This is a genomic window from Caballeronia udeis, assembly GCF_001544555.2.
Classification (GTDB): domain Bacteria; phylum Pseudomonadota; class Gammaproteobacteria; order Burkholderiales; family Burkholderiaceae; genus Caballeronia; species Caballeronia udeis.
On record NZ_FCOK02000030.1, the window covers coordinates 32161 to 49297 of the forward strand.

The window sequence follows — 17137 nt, forward strand, 5'->3', positions numbered from 1 at the left end:
ACATGGAGGAGACAACTCCACTGTACCAAAACCATTGGTGCAGCGCAACATCTCCCTGCCGATCCACGTGAGTTTGTTGCACTCGTACAACATCAAGGCTGCGTCATCGACAAAATAAAACCCAACTGGTCAATGGAAACAGGCTTCACCAGATGGATATCGAAACCGGCTTCCTGCGTCATCGCGTGATGCTGCGGCTGTCCCCAGCCAGTGAGCGCCACCAGCAGCATGGCCGGACCCTCAGGCAAGGCGCGCAAGGCACGCGCGGCGGAAAGACCGTCCATGGGGGACATGCCCAGATCCAGAATCACCACATCGGGCGCGAATTGCCGCGCCACGTCGAGCGCCTGAGCCCCGCACGCCGCCTGCGCCACTTGATGCCCCAGCCCCGTCAGCAGGTTGGCCAGGCCGCTCAACGCGTCGTCGTCATCATCGGCTATGAGTACACGCTTGGTCACGACTGCCCCCTCATTTGCCCGACACCGCGAGCGTCAACTTTCCAGCACCGTCGGTCATCGCGGTGATCTGCGTGCGCTGCCCGCGCGCGCCGAGATAAAAATGCTGCCGCCCCGGCGAGTTTTGATCGTGCGTAGCGTCCGGCAAGCACGCGGCAATATCCGCTGCCACACCCTGCAAGGCGTCAGCCGCCGATCCCGCATTCGCGCCTTCATTCGTCCCGTTCGTCCACGTGCAGCTATAAGTGCCGGTTTTCACCGCGCAGTGCGCATCGTGGCCATAAGGCCGTGCGACGGCTTTGCCATCGTCGGGTCGCAAGGAGGTGAAACCATCGGGCGCGGCCGCCACAATGCGCTTGAGTGCATCGCAGGGATTGGGGGTGTCGTCGGCGAGAGCAATCGCTGGCGTACTCAGGCAAGCCGCGAGGCTCGCCGATGCCGCCACGAACATGAGGCCCCGAAGAGTGCTTTTCATAGTGGGCGCTGTCCTGTCTCCGCTTCGTCTTCTTATAAACCGGCTCGAAAGCTCACCCGGATGCTCACGCAAAAGCTGGCTTCCAGGTCGTTGCCAAACCAGCTTCCAAGCCGGTTTCGCCACCGGCGAGGCCTTTTAAAAAGCCTGCGCCAGCGACGCGTGTCCGTATGTGCGCCACCGAATGCTGTCCGATTCGAAACAATCTCGAACCTGAGGCAAATGGCGCGACAAGTATAGGGAACGTTCCCGTCCATTGCCGCTATTTATTGTCGATACAACGCCGTCGCGTCCCGGGCTTTACTTTTATCGGCGAGCAAGAATCAGACCTCATTGATCACACTTTCTTCCCCGCACGCCGTGCCGCAACCTTGCCCAGCACGGCCAGATCCTTGTCGCCGTCGCCCTGGGCGAGGACGTCGATCAGGTTGTCGCGCACCAGGCTCGCCACCGGTAGCGCCACGTTCACGGCGTCGCCGGCAGCGAGCGCGAGCCGCACGTCCTTCAGGCCAAGCCGGGCCTTGAACAGCGCGGGTTCATAGCGGTGGTCGGCGATCATCCGGCCATAACCCTGGTAGACCGGCCCTGGAAACAGCGTGTTCGTGATCACGTCGAGGAATGCGTGTGGGTCGATACCATGCCCCGTCATCAGCGACGCTGCCTCTGCAGTTGTTTCGATCGCCGTTGCCAGCATGAAGTTCGCCGCCAGCTTGAACACATTCGCATGCTGCGGCGCAGTACCGACGCGCCAGGTCTTTTGGCCGATGACATCGAAGATGGGCTGAACTCGGGCAATGGCGTCATCGGCGCCCGCCGCCACAATATTCAGCTTGCCCGCCGCCGCTACGTCCGGCCGGCCGAGCACGGGCGCCGCGACATACGCCACGCCGTGCCGCTCGTGCAAGCTGACCAGTTCCTCGCAGAGCGCGACCGAGATCGTGGCCATGTTCACGTGCACCAGGCCCTTTGGCGCGCGTTCGAGCACGCCGCTGTCGAGCAGGACGGCGCGTAACGCGGAGTCGTCGGCGAGCATGGAGAACACTGCGTCTCCCGCGAACGCTTCATCCGCCGATGCAACCACGCGCGCGCCTTGCCCGGCGAGCGCTTTCGCGGCGTCGGGCGAGCGGTTCCAGACGCGCACCGTGTGGCCCGCCTTCAATGCATTCAGCGCCATCGCGCCGCCCATGCTGCCGAGTCCAATGAATCCAATGTCCATGCTGTTCTCCTTTGTCGACCAGAGTTCCCGCTTCAGCGGGTTACTCTGGTCCCATGCTATTTCAAAGCGGTCGACCCAGAGTTCCCGCTTCAGCGGGTTACTCTGGTCCCATGCAACTTTCGTTGCGTAGACAAATACAAATAAGCCCGCGTCACGCCCGTTTCGACGCGACTCAAAGCAGGCGCGTCGAAGCGATGCGATACTCGATCCATGACGACTGCCACGTTCCGTTTTCATCGGGAGTTGAATGAGTTCCTGGCGCGGCCGCAGCGCGAACAGGCGTTTGCGTGCGTGTGTCCGGTGGCGTCGACGACCAAGCATACGATCGAAGCACTCGGCGTGCCGCACACGGAAGTGGGGCTAATTCTACGCAACGGCCTGCCCGACGGCTTCGATACACCCGTCGAAGAATCTGATTTTATCGATGTTTATCCGCCTGGCGTCATGCCCCGCGCGCTTGAAACGGCCCATCCGCTGCGCGCCCCGTTGCGGCTGGAGACCCTGCGTTTTATCGCCGATGCGCATCTTGGCGGCCTGGCTCAACTGCTTCGGCTAGCCGGTTTCGATACCCGCTACGACAATCATTTCCCCGACGATGAAATCGAGCAGCTTGCGCTCGCCGAACATCGCGTAGTGCTCACGCGCGACCGCGAATTACTGAAGCGCCGGTCGCTGGTCCACGGATGCTACGTGCGCACGCTGCAACCTGATGCCCAATGGCGCGAAGTCGCCAAGCGGCTCGGGCTTGCGCAGCATGTCCGCCCATTCAGGCTGTGCCTGATGTGCAACGCGCCGCTGCGTCGCGCGAGCGCGGACGAGGTGAGTGACCGCGTGCCGGAAGGGGTGCTGGAACGGCACGCGCGCTTTGTCACGTGCGATGTGTGCAGGCGGGTCTTTTGGGAAGGGTCGCACTGGAAGCGGATGTGTGCGCGAATCGAAGATTTGATGGATGGCGCGCCGGGTAATTCACCGGTTCCGGCGTCCGGCTGATGGCTCAGCAATGACTGAGTAACGGGGCTCGATACTAGCTCACGCCCGGAGGTGCGTACAATACGCGCCTCGGCCCTGTGCCTCTATAGCTTTTGGAGCTTCGCGTGAAAAAATTCGACCTGGAAAAAAACAAGGCGCTCAAGCTTACCAACGGCCTGAAGCAAAACAGCTCGTCGAGCTTCGGCCCGCAAACGGCGCAGCCGAAACTCGACAAGCGCGAACAGCGCCGTCTGGACCAGGAAAAAGGCCTCGTGCCCTTCGCCTGCAAGCTGGACAGCGATCTCGTCAGACAATTGCAGGAACTTGCGGCCAAGCATGAAGGCGGAATGTCGGAAGCGCTGGCGGACTTGCTGGTGAAAGCCGGCCTGGAACGCAAGGCTGCGGTTTAAGCCGGCCAGCGTTGCGGGTGAACGCGGTTAGCTCTGCACGCTTTCAGCACTAACAAAAGAATATTGTCTGCAGAATGGAAAGCCGTTCCGGCACGCTGCGGAGCGGCTTTTTATCGCGTGCCTTAAACGACGCTTGTTCGCTGGATGCGAAGCCCGCGCGAAACCGGCTTCCTCAAACACTCCCTTCCTTCTCGATCACCAGGATTCGCGCGATACCCAGCGGCTCGGCAACATGTTCATCGCCGGGTTGAGCGTGGAAGATATCGCCGGCGTCGAGCAATACTTCTTCCTCAACACCCTCCCGCCGCACGCGCATTCGCACCTGGCCTTGCATGACGGCGAAGACTTCTTCGCCATCGTTCACGTGCCATTTATACGGCGCGTCAGTCCAGTGCAGGCGGCATGAGACGCCGTTCATCGTGGTGATATCGAGTGCGCCCCACGCGCGTTCCGCAGTAAATTCGCGGCTTTTGACAACTTTCATTAGTAATCCGGCAAAAGATCAGGACATCAGGACAGGACCCGCGCTTTGTCGACATCGACATGACGCGCAGAAGGAATGAAGGCCACGGCGATGATCGACAGCACGATACCCGCCATCACGTAGAACGTCGGTGCGAGCGGCAAACCGGTTGTCTTGATCAGCCACGTCACCGCGGACTGACCGAAGCCGCCGAACAGCATGACCGCGACGTTGTACGCAATCGATAACCGCGTCGAACGGATGTGCGCGGAGAATAACTCCTGCGGATAACACCAGAACAGCCGGAACCTTTGGAGCGTGATCTCACCGTTGCCATGTCGTTTCCGCCCGCGAGGGCGTTTCGGTTGCGCCGGGTTCTGTCGCGTGCGCCGGAGGTGCGACGTTTTGACACGCCGGCTCAGATGCCTTGGCGAGTGTAAAGAGCGCTGAGATCGTTTTCAAGCGGCAATGAAAAACGCGCCCGGCCTGTGTGGCGGGGCGCGTTTCGAGGATCACCGGCTACGTTGCCGGTCTGTTCCCGACTGCTCAGGCTTTCTTGTTATAAGCGTTGCACCAGCCCTTCGATGCGACCTGCTTGCCGGCGAACATCGGGCAGCCTGCGTACGCGTCCGTGGCTTTGCCTTGATAGAACGAGCAATTGCCGCAATCCTCGCCGGCGACATAGCGCGGGAATTTGGCTTTATCGACGGTTGTGGCGTCGAGCTTGTAGCCGAGGCTTTGTGCCATTGGATCCGACTCCGCCAGTTTGACGGGATCGGCGGCGAATGCGGTGCGCGATACCGCCAGCGCCGATGCCACGCCAATGCTGGAAATGAGGAATGTGCGTCGTGAGGACTTCATGAGAATGTACTCCGTTGTATTGGGGGTGTGCGCCGTTCTTATCGACGACGATCTCCAAAGCATATCAACGCGAAGCACGACAATCTAAGCCAAATCTTATAGATAACCGATGACGAAAGGTCGCAGCGGGTTTCCCCTGCCTTACGTTACGTTACGTCACCTCGCCTCACCTCGCGTCACCTCACGCCCTCAACCCAGCATTTTCGCGACCTTCTCGGCAATCGCCAGCGAAGCCGTCAATCCCGGCGATTCAATCCCGAACAAATTCACCAGCCCCGCCCTGCCGTGCGCGGCGCGTCCCTGAATGACGAAGTCCGCCGCCGGCTGCCCCGGCCCGGAAAGTTTCGGCCGAATGCCTGCGTAAGCGGGTTGAAGCGCGTCGTCGGGAAGATTCGGCCAATACGCGCGAATGGCGGCATAAAAGCTGGCGGCGCGCTGCGGATCGACGGTGTAATCGATCTTCTGGATCCACTCCACGTCCGGACCGAACTTGGCCTGCCCGCCCATATCGAGGGTGAGATGCACACCGAGCCCGGCTTCGTTCGGCATCGGGTAGATCAGGCGGTCGAATGGCGTACGCCCGCTCACGGTGAAGTAATTGCCCTTCGCGAAATACAACGGCGGCACATGACGCGCGTCCAGCCCGCGGATAGTGCGCGCGATCTGGTTCGCCCACAGCCCCGCGCTGTTGATCACGCAGTCGGCCTGGAAGCGCATGGGCGCCTCGCCCCCGGTTTCCACAATAAACGAGCCGTCGCGCGCATCAATATCCGTCACCGGCGTGTGAAACGCCACGCTCGCGCCGTCGCGTTCCGCATCGCCCTGCAATGCGAGCATGAATTGATGGCTATCGATAATGCCGGTCTGAGGAGACAACACCGCTTCCACGCACTGGAGTTGCGGCTCCATCTCCATGGCTTCGGCGCCGCTCACGCGCACCAGGTCGGTAACGCCGTTTTCGACCGCTTTTTGCTGAATGGCCGCGAGTTGCGGCAATTGATTACGCGCCGTGGCGACGAGTAATTTGCCGCAGCGGTTGTACGGGACGCCGCGGGCGTCGCAATACTCGTAGAGCATCGCCCGGCCGCGCACGCAGAGGTCGGCCTTCAGCGAGCCGCGCGCGTAATAGAGGCCCGCGTGGATCACCTCGCTATTGCGCGAACTCGTGCCGGTCCCGACCGCTTCGCCCGCCTCGAGCACGATCACCTCGCGGCCACGCGCGGCCATCGCCCGCGCGACGGCGAGTCCAACCACACCAGCGCCAATCACCACACATTCGATTCTGTCCATCTCACTATTCTAGGCCAGCCTGCATGACCGTCCCGCGCGCTTTATTGTGCTTTATTGCGCTTTTTGTGCGGTTGGTCATACCGACGCCTGCAAGGCATCATTTTCCGAAATAATCCGGGCCAAATCGAGAAATATGGCCTTTTTGCCCGAAAAAAGTCAGTTTCAGGCCATATTTCGACAGGTTTTTGCAGATTTCTCCAAAGCACCCGCTCAGAACCCGATCGGTTTCTTCCGGCTGTCATTGCCAAATTCGATGTCCCGAGCCTGCACTTCGTGTCGGTTATCAATACGCGCATTGCCAAAAGCATTGAGCATTGCGCGCCGCATGGCTCGCGGGGAAGCCTTGGTCAACGCGTCGAGCGGCGCGTCGCCCAAGGTTTCCGGGAAGCGTGCGCCCCACGCATGCGCGCTGCGGATATCGTTATAAATCGACTGCGCGATACGGCGCGCGCCATCGCGATCCGGCGGCGCGATCTCGTACACGTTCATCCGGTTCAGCAACGGCTCGGGAATCGTGTTTGCCTGATTCGCCGTCGCAACCCAGACCACATTGCCCGCGTTGATCGGTATTTCAGCGAACTCATCGATGAAATTTTGCGCCGTATCGTGTTCCAGCAACGCGTAAAGCGCGCCGAGCGGGTCGTATTGGGCGTCGCCGGTGGCTTTGTCGATTTCGTCGACCGTCATCACCGGATTGGCATAACTGCCGTTTACGAGCGCATCGAACACTTTCCCCGGCTTCGCGTTGCGCCATTGCGACGACGCGCCCGACAGGATCCAGCCCGCCGTCAGCGAACTCATGGCGAGGTAATGGCTGGACGTGCCGAGCAAGCGCGCAAGCTGTTTCGCGAAATGAGTCTTGCCGATGCCCGGATCGCCCAGCAGCAGCATCGGCATCAATTCGAGCCGGTCCTCGGTTTCAAGGCACAGCGCGATCTGCTTGCGGATGTCGTTGAGCGGTTCCTGGAAATTGGGCAAATCCGCCACCAGATCGTCTATGGAAGGCATGCGGTTCGGCTTGACGCAAAAGCGCAGATTGCCCGCTTTGAGCATCTTTTCGTACGTCGCGCGCAGCGCTTCGCTGCCCCCTTCGCTCAGCTCGTTCAATGCGGTTTCGACGTCGTCCAGGTCGTAGACCTTGCTGAACGACGCCACGGCGAGTTCTTGTTTGACTACAGCGGTGCTCATGGCTTTCCCCGGTTGTCTTGATCGATAAATTCAGTTTATCGACCACAAAATTGCGCGCAAGCGAGCAGTCCCGGGCGTCTGCTGCTAATCGCATAAAAATGCGATGGCTTCGGCAGGCGGGCCGAAGCGCTTGTATTATCGACAAGTTGCGCTGCGGAAAAAGCGGCTGCGAGCGGGTTCGAAAAGTGCGTTGAACCGGCATGAGCGGATTTGGCGGAACACAAAAGATTGCTGCCGTTTTTGCATTCGCACGGTAGCTTTTGGAAACACTTCGCGCCGAACGCCTGCACCGGATCAGTGTCAGTTCCAGTGTCACCAAGCAAGCTACCCGGATCGAACGGGCCATGCATGGCCCAGACGCAACAGGGATCAGGAGAAAAGCACACATGTTGAAACACCACACGGCGGCGTTGCTGTTCTGCGCCGCGATCGCCGCTCCTTTCAGCGCCCTTGCGCAAGGAACTCCGCCTCAGCCAGTCAAATGGGAACTGCAGGTTTTGCAGGACGGTCAGCAAGTCGACAGCTTCACCGGCACGACCAGCGTTGGACAGGCCCGCACCGATACCCATCACCACGTGGTAAAAAACAACGTAGGCTGCGCCGACAAACCCGCCGGCGACATCGACCTGCAGCGCACCCTGACCATTTCCCCCATCCACGCCAATAGCGACGACATCACGTTGCAGATCGACGCGCAGGAAACCTTGCAGAGCAACACCGCGCCCGTGACCGCGGAGGGTTGCAAGCTGCCGCCCCAGCCGCGTCAGGTCAGCGCCACGCACCCCGGGCTGGTTCTGAAGCCGGGCGAATGGTCAACGTGGCAGATCGTCGATAAAAACCCGTCGCTCACCTACAAGGTTCGTGCGACGCTGGCAACGGCTGCGCAGTAACGCGCCGCGCGTCGATCACACTCGACGCCGCCGCGTCCCACACCGCGCCGCTCAACTTCGCGGTCAACTCGCGGGCAACTTATTCATCGCATGCGAAATCCAGAACATTTCACCTCCGGCATTCCCTCGGCTCACGACACCCCCGACTTCGTGGCCGTGAGCTGGAACCTGCACAAGGGGCGCTCACCGCTTGGACTCCAGGCGTGGAGTGCGATGCAGCGCTGGGTTCAGTCGACCAAGGCGGACGCTTATTTCCTGCAGGAAGCCATGGCGCGCCGGATGCCGCAGCCGGTGCTGGCCGCGAGCTTCGGCAATCCGCTCGAGGGCCCGGTCGATGACATCTGGCATTGCCAGGCGACAGAAATCGCGACCTCGCTCGATTTGCAGATCGCACTCGGGCAAAACGTGTTCAAACCATCATGGCGGCATGGCAACGCGATTCTTTCGCCCCATCCGCTCGACCTGGGCGGACGGTGGGACATCTCGGCGCATCGGTTTGAGCGGCGTGGCTTGCTGGTCGCACGCGCCACGTTTGCCGGGCGCTCGGTCACGTTGCTGTGCGCGCATCTCGCGTTGACACGGGCGGCGCGGCTACGGCAGATGAACTGGATCGCGCTGTGGATTTCGAAGGAGGCGCCTGAAGGGCCGCTCGTTTTGGCTGGCGACTTCAACGACTGGCGCAATGATTCGGTGGGCGTCTTCGGCGAACTTGGCATGACCGAAGTGGCGACCATGCTTGGCGAGTCCGGTCGCACCTATCCGGCGTTTTCACCCGCGCTCGCGCTCGACAAGATGTTCGTGCGCGGGATGAAACCGGTTGAATGGATCACGCCGACACAGGACACCGCATGGCTGTCCGATCACCTGCCGTATATGGCGAAGTTGCGGGTGGAGTAAACGCGGTTTTGACTTCGCGTTTTACTTCGAACCGCCCGCAAATGACGCCGCGATCACGGTTTCTATCGCGGTGAAAGAGACGGGTTTGACCAAGTGATGGTCGAAGCCGGCGTCCCGTGCCTTTTGCTTGTCGCTTTCCGCGCCGTAACCCGTCAACGCAATCAGCAACGCCGTTTTGGTAACCGCGCGCGTGCGCATCTCCCGCGCAACCTCGAAGCCGTCCATGCCCGGCAAGCCGATATCCAGGATCACGACCTCAGGCGCGAAGTCATCGACCATGGCGAGAGCGCTCGGCCCGTCATGCATCACACGAACTTCGTGACCCAGCGTTTCGAGCAGCATCGACATGGCTTCGGCTGCATCGACGCTGTCGTCGACAAGCAAGACCCGGCGCGGTTGGGTGGATTCGCCCGGCACGCCGTCGATCGTCGTCATGATGCTTTCCTGGATTTTTGAGAATGCTGAAAGTGCTCGCACGCCTGGGGAATCAGGCGCGCGGAGAATTTCAGGATGATACCGGGAAAGTGGATCCGTTCAGTCCGGCGGCAAATCGAGAGAGATCCCGAGGCATCCAGCCGAAGCGCGCTTGCATCGTTTCGCCGGGCATCAACACCCCGCCGCCTATGTCCTCTCGCGGCGCATCAAGGTTCAGGAAATCCACCGTATTCGTTACAGGCTCCAAGCACAGCAGGTCCGGGTGCGCGGCTGGCGCGTATAGGACCATGTGATCGAAAGGCGCATCGGCGTGCAGGGTGACGCTGCGGCGTTCATCAGGCCAGTCGATGGTCGCCGACCTCGACCAGCCCGCGAAGTTGTTGTCCAGATGGTAAGCATCGGCCGGCAAGCCTGCCGGCGACGCCAGCGCATCGATGCACGGATGCGCGTCAAGCAAGGTCGGCAGAAGATCCTGCGTGGCGTGCCACATGGCGCGGACGTTGGTGTGAATGCGTGTAGCCGGCGTTCGGGGGTAATAAGGATGATGACCCATGCCGAACGGCATAGGCTGATCGGCGAGATTGCGTATCGACATCGTGACGAACAAGCCTGAATCATCGAGCTCGAAACGCTGTGTCGCTTCATATCGATACGGCCAATGGTGCGCCGGTTCGCTGCCGGGTTCATGGTTCAGATGCAATTCCACCATGGTCGGCGACACCGGACCCACGCGCCACGGGCGCCGCCACGCGTGCCCATGCAACGCGTGATCGAACGCGTTGCCATCGGCGGATAGATCGACCTCGCGGCCGTCGAAAACGAAACGTGCGTCGCGCAGCCGGTTGCAGTACGGCAGCAACGGAAAGCTCGCCATGCCCAGCGGATTGCACGCGGCAAGCGCCTCGGCCGATGCAGGGCGCAGCCAATGCAGCGCGCCGCGACCGCTCCCGCCGCCGTCATCCGGCAGATCGTAGAACGCCGCGATCGCGCCACCGACGTGCGGCGCCAGCAACACTCGCCGATCCTCGAAGCGGAGTTCGATCAGCGCAGCGTCATTCAACGCAATGCGGACCGCGTCGTCAGAAGCCGGCGCAGGCTGAGCGGCGGCGCTTTGATCCACGCCTTCTTGTCGATCGGCGTTCAATATGCGAACCGCTGATAACGTTCGTCGAAAGTCCGCGGCGTCTTCTCGACTCGCGTGCCATAGCGCAGCAGCCGTTTAGCGCGCGCGGGCAGCGCGGCGAACACATCGCGCGGCACCTGCACCTGCACCTGCACCTGCACCTGCACTTCCGGCCTGAAATACCACGAACGGCTATAACCGATCACGACCATCGGACGCGAGGTATCGGCGAGATTCGGTGTTCCGCGATGCAAACTGCGCACGTCGCGGATCATCACGTCGCCTGGTTCAAGCGCATCACGAGCACGCTCGTCGTAGCGGGCCATCGTCTTCTCCTTGGGTTGCGCCGCATGCGCCCCGAGAATCGCATGATCGCCACGAAATAGTCAATATTATTAGTAATAACACTTAGCGACTCGTATTGCCGATAGAGGCAATACAGACGATGGTTTGGGAGCGTTGTCGGTAGAAAATATTAGTGGTACCGTCAACGGCATCCGCAGAATGTTTTAGCGCAACGCAACGACAACGCCGCCGCCTTTTCGCGGCCACAGACAATGAAAAAATCCACGCAACGCCGTCCGACGATGACCGACATCGCGAAGCTGACCGGCGTCTCGCAATCCACCGTGTCGCTGGTGCTGAACAACGCGACCAGCGCGAAATTCTCCGACGCTACGCGCAACAAGGTACTGAAGGCAGCACAGGATCTGGGCTACCGGATGACAGCCCGCGAGCCGCTGGACGCGGCGATCGCGGCGAATGAGAAGAACCTGATCGTGTATCTGGCGGACGAGATATCGACGAGTCCGCATCCGGTGGTGAACATCGACGGAGCACGCGATACCGCGTTCGCAAACGGCCGAATGCTGGCGGTTTACTCGACCCACGGCAACGCGGAAATCGAACAGCAGGTGCTCGACGCCACGCTGACGAACCCCAACGTGCTCGGCGTGATTTACGCGACGGTTTATACGCGCAAGGTTACTTTGCCCGCGGCACTTTCCAAGGTCCCGACGGTCCTGCTGAACTGTTACACGGGCGATTCCGAGCTTTCTTCGGTGGTGCCGGCGGAAGTCACGGGAGGCCATACCGCGACGGAATATTTGCTGAACGCGGGGCATCGAAGAATTGGATATGTGAACGGTGAACCCTGGCAGGACGCGTCGCGCGACCGCCTGAAGGGGTATCGGATGGCGCTCTCAACTGCGGACTTACCGTTCGCCGCCGATCTGGTGCGTGAAGGCGACTGGAGCTCCGGTTCGGGCTTCGAACAAACGCTTTCGCTGATGCGTCAACCCAACCCGCCAACCGCCATTTTCTGCGCGAACGACTTGATGGCGCTCGGCGCAATTGAGGCGCTGAAGCAGCTAGGCCTACGCGTACCCGAAGACGTATCCGTACTTGGCTACGACGATCAGGAAATCGCCCGGCATACGCATCCGCCGCTGTCCACCGTCGTTCTGCCCAACTATGAACTGGGCCGATGGGCCGTCGAAACGCTGCTGCAGGAAGAACACAACCGTGCCGCCGGCGCACCGGTGCGCCGGCGCACGGTGAAGCTCGACGGACCGCTGGTGGAACGCGCATCGGTAAGGGTAATTACCGTGGCAAAACAACCCGTAATTAATAATATTAGCGATTGACCAATAATAAAACACGGTGGAATAATCATCGCACCCCGACTTATTGAGATGAAGCGAACAGGACGGAAAACCCAGCTGGACCGAAGCACTTAAAAAAGCAGGACCATCCATACCGGAGGAAGACATGCTGTCGCTTGAAAACTTCAACAAACGCAAATTCCCGTTGCGCGTGCTGGCCACGTCGGTGCTCGCGCTCTCGATGGCGGCGGGCGTAAGCATTGCCCACGCCGATGACTCCGGCCTGCCCAAGCTCGCGAACAAGAAACCCTTGCGCGTCGGCTTCGCCCAGACCGAAAGCAACAATCCGTGGCGTCTTGCCGAAACCAAGAGCTTCAAGGACGTGGCTGCCAAGTGCGGCTGGCAGATGGTGATGACCGACGCGAACAGCTCGGCATCGAAACAAGTCGCCGATATCCAGAGCATGATCGCGCAGCACGTCGACCTGATCGTGTTCCCGCCGCGTGAAGAAAAGCCGCTCGCGCCAATCGTGCTGCAAGCGAAGAAAGCGGGCATTCCGGTGATCCTGGTGGACCGTAACGTGGATCAATCGGTGGCGAAAGCGGGCCAGGACTACATTACGTTTATCGGCTCGGACTTCATCAACCAGGGGCAGCGCGCGGCCGACTGGCTGGTCAAGGCGACTGGCGGCAAGGCCAAGATCATCGAACTGGAAGGATCGACGGGCGCGTCCGCGGCGAACGATCGCAAGAAAGGTTTCGACGACGTGATCGCGAAGAATCCGGGCATGCAGATCGTTGCGTCGCAAAGCGGCGACTTTGCGCGTGACACGGGTCGCAAGGTCATGGAAACGCTGCTTCAGGCGCATCCCGACGTAACCGCCGTCTACGCGCACAACGACGAAATGGCGCTCGGCGCGATTGCCGCGATCAAGGCGGCCGGCAAGCAGCCGGGCAAGGACATCACCATTGTGACTATCGACGGAACGAAGGGCGGCCTGGACGCCATTGCCGCCGGTGAACTCGGCGCGAGCGTGCAGTCGAGCCCGTTCTTCGGCCCGCTTGCGTGCGACGTGGCGCAGAAGTTCGCGAAGGGTGAAACGGTCCCGCCGTGGGTGAAAGTCTCCGACCGCTTCTACGATAAAAGCAACGTTAAAGAGAGCATGCAGTACGGCTATTGAGCGGACGCGTTCTGCATGACGCTTGAGGACTGAGCAACGAAGGTGTTCGAAGCGGCGCGCCCGGTCTTTTTGCGGGCCGTCGCTTCTTTTGTATCCGGCGGACTGAAACGCTTTTCGCGTGAAACCAGCCGCCAGGGAGACGCATTAGATGAACACGCCGAATTCCGGTTTCCCCCTGCTAGAGATGCAGGACATCGACATCAGCTTTGGCGGTGTGGCCGCGTTGCGGCATGCGCGGCTGTCGGTGTCTGCGGGAGAAGTGCACGCGCTGATCGGGCAGAACGGCGCGGGTAAATCGACGCTGATCAAGATCCTGACGGGCGCTTACCGGCGCACCGCGGGCACGATCCGTTTCGATGGCCGCGAAGCCGATTTCCGCAGCCCGAAAGAAGCGCGCGAAGCCGGTATCAGCACGATCTACCAGGAGATCAATCTCGTCCCGTTCCGCTCGATTGCCGAGAACATTTTTCTCGGCCGCGAGCCGCGCCGGTTCGGCTTGATCGACTGGAAGACGATTCATCGGCGCGCTCAGGAACTGCTCGACTCCTTCGGCTTGCAGATCGATGTCAGCAAACCCGTGCGTGAGTTTTCAACCGCCATCCAGCAGATGGTGGCGTTGGCGCGGGCGGTGTCGTCGGACGCGAAGATGGTCATCATGGACGAGTCCACCTCTTCGCTCGATGAACGCGAAGTGGAGTTGCTCTTCAGCGTGGTGCGACGTTTAAGGAACGACGGCCGCGCGGTGATTTTCGTGTCGCATCGGCTGGATGAATTGTATGCACTCTGCGATCGCGTCACGGTCATGCGCGACGGGCAGACCGTTGCGGAAAGCCCGATGGCCGCGCTCGACAAGCTGCAACTCGTCACCACCATGCTTGGCCGCACGCTGGCGGCCGTCGTGCACGAGGACAGCGCGGTCAAGGAAGCGAACCTCGCCAAACGCGGCGCGACGGCGATCAGCGCGACGAACATTGGCGCGGGCGCGAAGGTTTCGGACGTATCGCTCGATGTCCACGCGGGCGAGGCCGTGGGGTTGGCCGGCTTGCTCGGCTCGGGCCGCACGGAAACCATGCGGCTTATGTTCGGCGCGGATTCGACCGAGCACGGGTCGCTTTCCATCGATGGCAAGCCGGTCACGCTCAAGTCGCCGCAAGATGCCATTGCTCGAGGGATTGCGTATCTCACCGAGGACCGCAAGGGCGAAGGGATCGTGCCGGAGCTATCGGTGCGCGATAACCTCACGCTCGTGTGTCTGCGCACGCTCACCAAACGCGGCGTGGTCGATGTCGCGAAGCAGCGCGAGATCGTGGACAGGTTTATCGAATCGCTGGGGATCAAGCTGCGTTCGCCGGATCAGCCGATCCGCGAGTTATCGGGCGGCAATCAGCAGAAGGTCTTGCTTGCGCGCTGGCTTGCGACGAACCCCAGTTTGCTGCTGCTCGATGAACCCACGCGAGGAATCGATGTCGGCGCTAAAGCCGATGTTGCGAAGATCATCCGCGAACTGCGCGACTCGGGGCTGGCGGTGTTGCTGTCGGCATCCGAGCTGGAAGAGCTGACCGCCGTGGCCGATCGCGCTGTCGTGATCCGCGATGGCAAGACCGTCGCCGAACTCGACGGTGCGCGCATGAGCGAGGGATCGATCATGGATGCGATTGCGTATGGGTCGGGAGAAGAATCAGCGCTGGCGGAAGCGGTCGATGCCAAAGAAGGGCAGCCATGAATCAGGAAACGCAACCGGCAACCGCCGCACCGCTCGTGCAGGCCACGCCGAAGAAAAAACATCGGATCACGGTTCAGCGCGAGATCGCCGTGCTGCTTGCGATGATCGTTTTCAACCTGCTATTCACACAGCACTTCTGGTCGCTGCAGACCTTCAACGTCAACCTGACGCAAGTGGTGACGATCGTGATCGTCGGCATTGGAATGACGCTGGTCGTGGCGACGGGCGGTATCGATTTATCGGTGGGCGCTTCAATGGCGATTGCCGGTTCGCTCGCGCCAATGATCTTCATGAATGTCGCCGGCCCGGTTGGCATTGCATTGGCCTTTGTCTTGCCCGTGCTTGCGGCAGCCTTATGCGGCGTGTTCAATGGCTTCCTCGTCACAAGGCTCTCTGTGCAGCCCATTGTCGCGACGCTCGTGCTGTTCATCGCCGGACGCGGCATTGCGCAGGTGTTCACCGACGGCAGCCTGCAAGCGTTCGATAACCCCGCGTTCCAGTGGATAGCGCTGGGCCGCGTTGCGGGCGTGCCGGCGCAAGTGTTCCTGATGCTCGCGCTCGTGGCATTGTTCGCGTGGATCGTGCGCAAGACCTTGTTCGGCCAGTACCTGCTTGTCACCGGCGGCAACGAACAGGCCGCATACCTGAGCGGCATTCCAACGGCGCGCGTGAAGATGATCGCGTACACCTTGTGCGCAGCGTTGGCGGGGCTGGCAGGATTGATATCGATATCGGTGAATTCTTCGTCGGACGCCAACGTGATCGGCCTGGGCTCCGAGCTCGATGCGATTGCCGCAGTGGCGGTGGGCGGCACGGCGTTGACCGGCGGTAGAGCCTACATAGTGGGCACGCTGATTGGCGCGCTGATCATCCAGTTACTGCGATACACGCTGCTCGCCCACGGCATTCCCGATGCAGCCGCGCTCGTGGTGAAGGCCGGCATCATCATCGCCGCGGTATATGTCCAGCGGCGCCAGCGATAGGGAGACATCGACATGAAAAAGAACCTTCCGATCCTGCTGGCGCTGGTGGCGTTGCTCGTACTCGGCGTGCTTCGATACGACCACTTTGCATCGGCCTACAACATCAACTCGTTCTGGCGATACAACTCGATGTTCGCGTTGATATCGGTGGGCATGGCGTTTGTGATCATCACGGGCGGGATAGACCTGTCCGTGGGGACGGTGGCGGCGCTGGCGAGCGTGGTCGCTGCGCTGATGAGCCCTCATGGCGGTCTGGTGGCGGTGCTTGCCGGCGCGGGCGCGGGACTCGCGATCGGCGTATTGAATGGCCTGGTCATCACGCACATGCGCATCCTGCCGTTTATCGTCACGTTGGCAACCAGCCTTGGAGCGCATGGTCTTGCGTTGCTGCTGGGACATAACGACGCCGTATCGATTGCACCCACCTCCAGCTTCGGCAACTTTGGGCAAGGCGATGTATGGGGTTTGCCGATCCCGGGAATCGTGGCGGCAGTGGCAGCTGTATTGGGCTGGCTGGCTTTGAGAAGCACACGCTTCGGACGACATGCGCTTGCGATAGGCGGCAGTGAGGAAGCATCGCGGTTGATGGGCTTGAATGTAGACCGGACGCTCGTGATGGTCTATGCGTTGAGCGGCTTGCTGGCCGGCATAGCGGGCGCGATCCTGGCAGCGCAATTTGGCGCAGGGCAACCGAATGAAGGCGTGGGCTGGGAATTGTTCGCGATATCGGCGGTGGTGCTCGGCGGGACACTGTTGACGGGCGGACAGGGATCCATTGCCATGACGATAGCCGGCGTCGCGCTACTGGGTTTGGTGTTCAACCTCTTGAACTTCGAGAACGGACTGGGCTTTATAAGTTTGTCGGCGTACTGGCAATCGGTGATACGCGGCGTGTTCTTGCTGCTGGTGATCGTGCTGCAAGCGCGCGTGCTGAAGAAGCGGGTGACGGTGACGAAGCTGGCTCGTTGAGAGGGTGAG

Annotated in this window: 19 protein-coding genes and 1 pseudogene; 9 read left to right on the forward strand and 11 right to left on the reverse strand. The window is 61.0% G+C overall.

Annotated elements, in window-relative coordinates:
• Nucleotides 1–92 precede the first annotated feature (92 nt).
• From AWB69_RS21160 to AWB69_RS21170, 3 genes are all read right to left on the reverse strand, one after another.
• Nucleotides 93–458, reverse strand: a complete 366-nt coding sequence (locus AWB69_RS21160) for a response regulator (protein WP_062088307.1) — start codon at nucleotides 456–458, stop codon at nucleotides 93–95.
• A gap of 10 nt (nucleotides 459–468) precedes the next feature.
• Nucleotides 469–930, reverse strand: a complete 462-nt coding sequence (locus AWB69_RS21165; protein WP_062088309.1) for a hypothetical protein — start codon at nucleotides 928–930, stop codon at nucleotides 469–471.
• A 334-nt stretch (nucleotides 931–1264) separates the two neighbouring features.
• The gene (locus AWB69_RS21170; protein WP_331712684.1) at nucleotides 1265–2464 is read right to left on the reverse strand and encodes an NAD(P)-dependent oxidoreductase; all 1200 of its coding nucleotides are present in this window, start codon (nucleotides 2462–2464) and stop codon (nucleotides 1265–1267) included.
• Between AWB69_RS21170 and AWB69_RS21175 the strand changes: the two genes are divergently transcribed.
• Together AWB69_RS21175 and AWB69_RS21180 are read left to right on the forward strand one after the other, a co-directional pair.
• Nucleotides 2354–3133, forward strand: a complete 780-nt coding sequence (locus AWB69_RS21175; RefSeq protein WP_062088313.1) for a Mut7-C RNAse domain-containing protein — start codon at nucleotides 2354–2356, stop codon at nucleotides 3131–3133. The two genes, AWB69_RS21170 and AWB69_RS21175, sit on opposite strands and share 111 nt — an antisense overlap.
• Nucleotides 3134–3237: 104 nt before the next feature.
• Nucleotides 3238–3522, forward strand: a complete 285-nt coding sequence (locus AWB69_RS21180) for a hypothetical protein (protein ID WP_062088315.1) — start codon at nucleotides 3238–3240, stop codon at nucleotides 3520–3522.
• A 172-nt stretch (nucleotides 3523–3694) separates the two neighbouring features.
• Here AWB69_RS21180 and AWB69_RS21185 read toward each other — a convergent pair whose 3' ends face one another.
• The 5 genes and pseudogenes from AWB69_RS21185 to AWB69_RS21200 form a co-directional block, all read right to left on the reverse strand.
• Nucleotides 3695–4006: a cupin domain-containing protein gene (locus tag AWB69_RS21185; protein WP_062088317.1), complete on the reverse strand. Its 312-nt coding sequence runs from the start codon at nucleotides 4004–4006 to the stop codon at nucleotides 3695–3697.
• A gap of 26 nt (nucleotides 4007–4032) precedes the next feature.
• Nucleotides 4033–4266 (reverse strand): annotated as a pseudogene (locus tag AWB69_RS45940) (MFS transporter); the annotation flags it as partial.
• Between the two features lie 265 nt (nucleotides 4267–4531).
• Complete coding sequence (locus AWB69_RS21190) at nucleotides 4532–4846, reverse strand: high-potential iron-sulfur protein (protein WP_062088319.1); 315 nt, start codon at nucleotides 4844–4846, stop codon at nucleotides 4532–4534.
• Nucleotides 4847–5035: 189 nt separating this feature from the next.
• Nucleotides 5036–6136 carry an NAD(P)/FAD-dependent oxidoreductase gene (locus tag AWB69_RS21195; RefSeq protein ID WP_062088321.1) on the reverse strand — a complete coding sequence of 367 codons (1101 nt, stop codon included), beginning with the start codon at nucleotides 6134–6136 and terminating at the stop codon, nucleotides 5036–5038.
• Nucleotides 6137–6346: 210 nt separating this feature from the next.
• Nucleotides 6347–7324: an AAA family ATPase gene (locus AWB69_RS21200; protein WP_062088323.1), complete on the reverse strand. Its 978-nt coding sequence runs from the start codon at nucleotides 7322–7324 to the stop codon at nucleotides 6347–6349.
• A 386-nt stretch (nucleotides 7325–7710) separates the two neighbouring features.
• Here AWB69_RS21200 and AWB69_RS21205 point away from each other — a divergent pair, with 386 nt between their 5' ends.
• The gene (locus AWB69_RS21205) at nucleotides 7711–8214 is read left to right on the forward strand and encodes a hypothetical protein (RefSeq protein ID WP_062088325.1); all 504 of its coding nucleotides are present in this window, start codon (nucleotides 7711–7713) and stop codon (nucleotides 8212–8214) included.
• Nucleotides 8215–8304: 90 nt separating this feature from the next.
• Complete coding sequence (locus tag AWB69_RS21210) at nucleotides 8305–9111, forward strand: endonuclease/exonuclease/phosphatase family protein (RefSeq protein ID WP_062088327.1); 807 nt, start codon at nucleotides 8305–8307, stop codon at nucleotides 9109–9111.
• Between the two features lie 21 nt (nucleotides 9112–9132).
• Here AWB69_RS21210 and AWB69_RS21215 read toward each other — a convergent pair whose 3' ends face one another.
• The 3 genes from AWB69_RS21215 to AWB69_RS21225 all read right to left on the reverse strand — a co-directional run bounded on the left by AWB69_RS21215 (nucleotide 9133) and on the right by AWB69_RS21225 (nucleotide 10995).
• The gene (locus AWB69_RS21215; protein WP_062088330.1) at nucleotides 9133–9546 is read right to left on the reverse strand and encodes a response regulator; all 414 of its coding nucleotides are present in this window, start codon (nucleotides 9544–9546) and stop codon (nucleotides 9133–9135) included.
• Between the two features lie 70 nt (nucleotides 9547–9616).
• On the reverse strand, nucleotides 9617–10612 hold the full coding sequence (locus AWB69_RS21220) for an aldose 1-epimerase (RefSeq protein WP_062088450.1): 996 nt from the start codon (nucleotides 10610–10612) through the stop codon (nucleotides 9617–9619).
• Between the two features lie 74 nt (nucleotides 10613–10686).
• Nucleotides 10687–10995, reverse strand: coding sequence for a hypothetical protein (locus tag AWB69_RS21225; protein WP_062088333.1), 309 nt, complete (start codon nucleotides 10993–10995; stop codon nucleotides 10687–10689).
• A gap of 231 nt (nucleotides 10996–11226) precedes the next feature.
• Between AWB69_RS21225 and AWB69_RS21230 the strand changes: the two genes are divergently transcribed.
• The 5 genes from AWB69_RS21230 (at nucleotide 11227) to AWB69_RS21250 (ending at nucleotide 17128) form a co-directional block, all read left to right on the forward strand.
• Nucleotides 11227–12315, forward strand: coding sequence for a LacI family DNA-binding transcriptional regulator (locus AWB69_RS21230; RefSeq protein WP_231937185.1), 1089 nt, complete (start codon nucleotides 11227–11229; stop codon nucleotides 12313–12315).
• Between the two features lie 124 nt (nucleotides 12316–12439).
• Nucleotides 12440–13453: an ABC transporter substrate-binding protein gene (locus AWB69_RS21235; protein WP_062088335.1), complete on the forward strand. Its 1014-nt coding sequence runs from the start codon at nucleotides 12440–12442 to the stop codon at nucleotides 13451–13453.
• A gap of 148 nt (nucleotides 13454–13601) precedes the next feature.
• A complete protein-coding gene (locus tag AWB69_RS21240; protein ID WP_062088338.1) occupies nucleotides 13602–15176 on the forward strand; it encodes a sugar ABC transporter ATP-binding protein in 1575 nt (524 codons plus the stop codon).
• Nucleotides 15173–16159, forward strand: a complete 987-nt coding sequence (locus AWB69_RS21245; protein ID WP_062088340.1) for an ABC transporter permease — start codon at nucleotides 15173–15175, stop codon at nucleotides 16157–16159. The genes AWB69_RS21240 and AWB69_RS21245 overlap by 4 nt, the downstream gene beginning before the upstream one ends.
• Before the next feature lie 12 nt (nucleotides 16160–16171).
• Entirely contained in the window at nucleotides 16172–17128 is a 957-nt protein-coding gene (locus AWB69_RS21250) for an ABC transporter permease (RefSeq protein ID WP_062088343.1), read from the forward strand.
• Nucleotides 17129–17137: the final 9 nt, after the last annotated feature.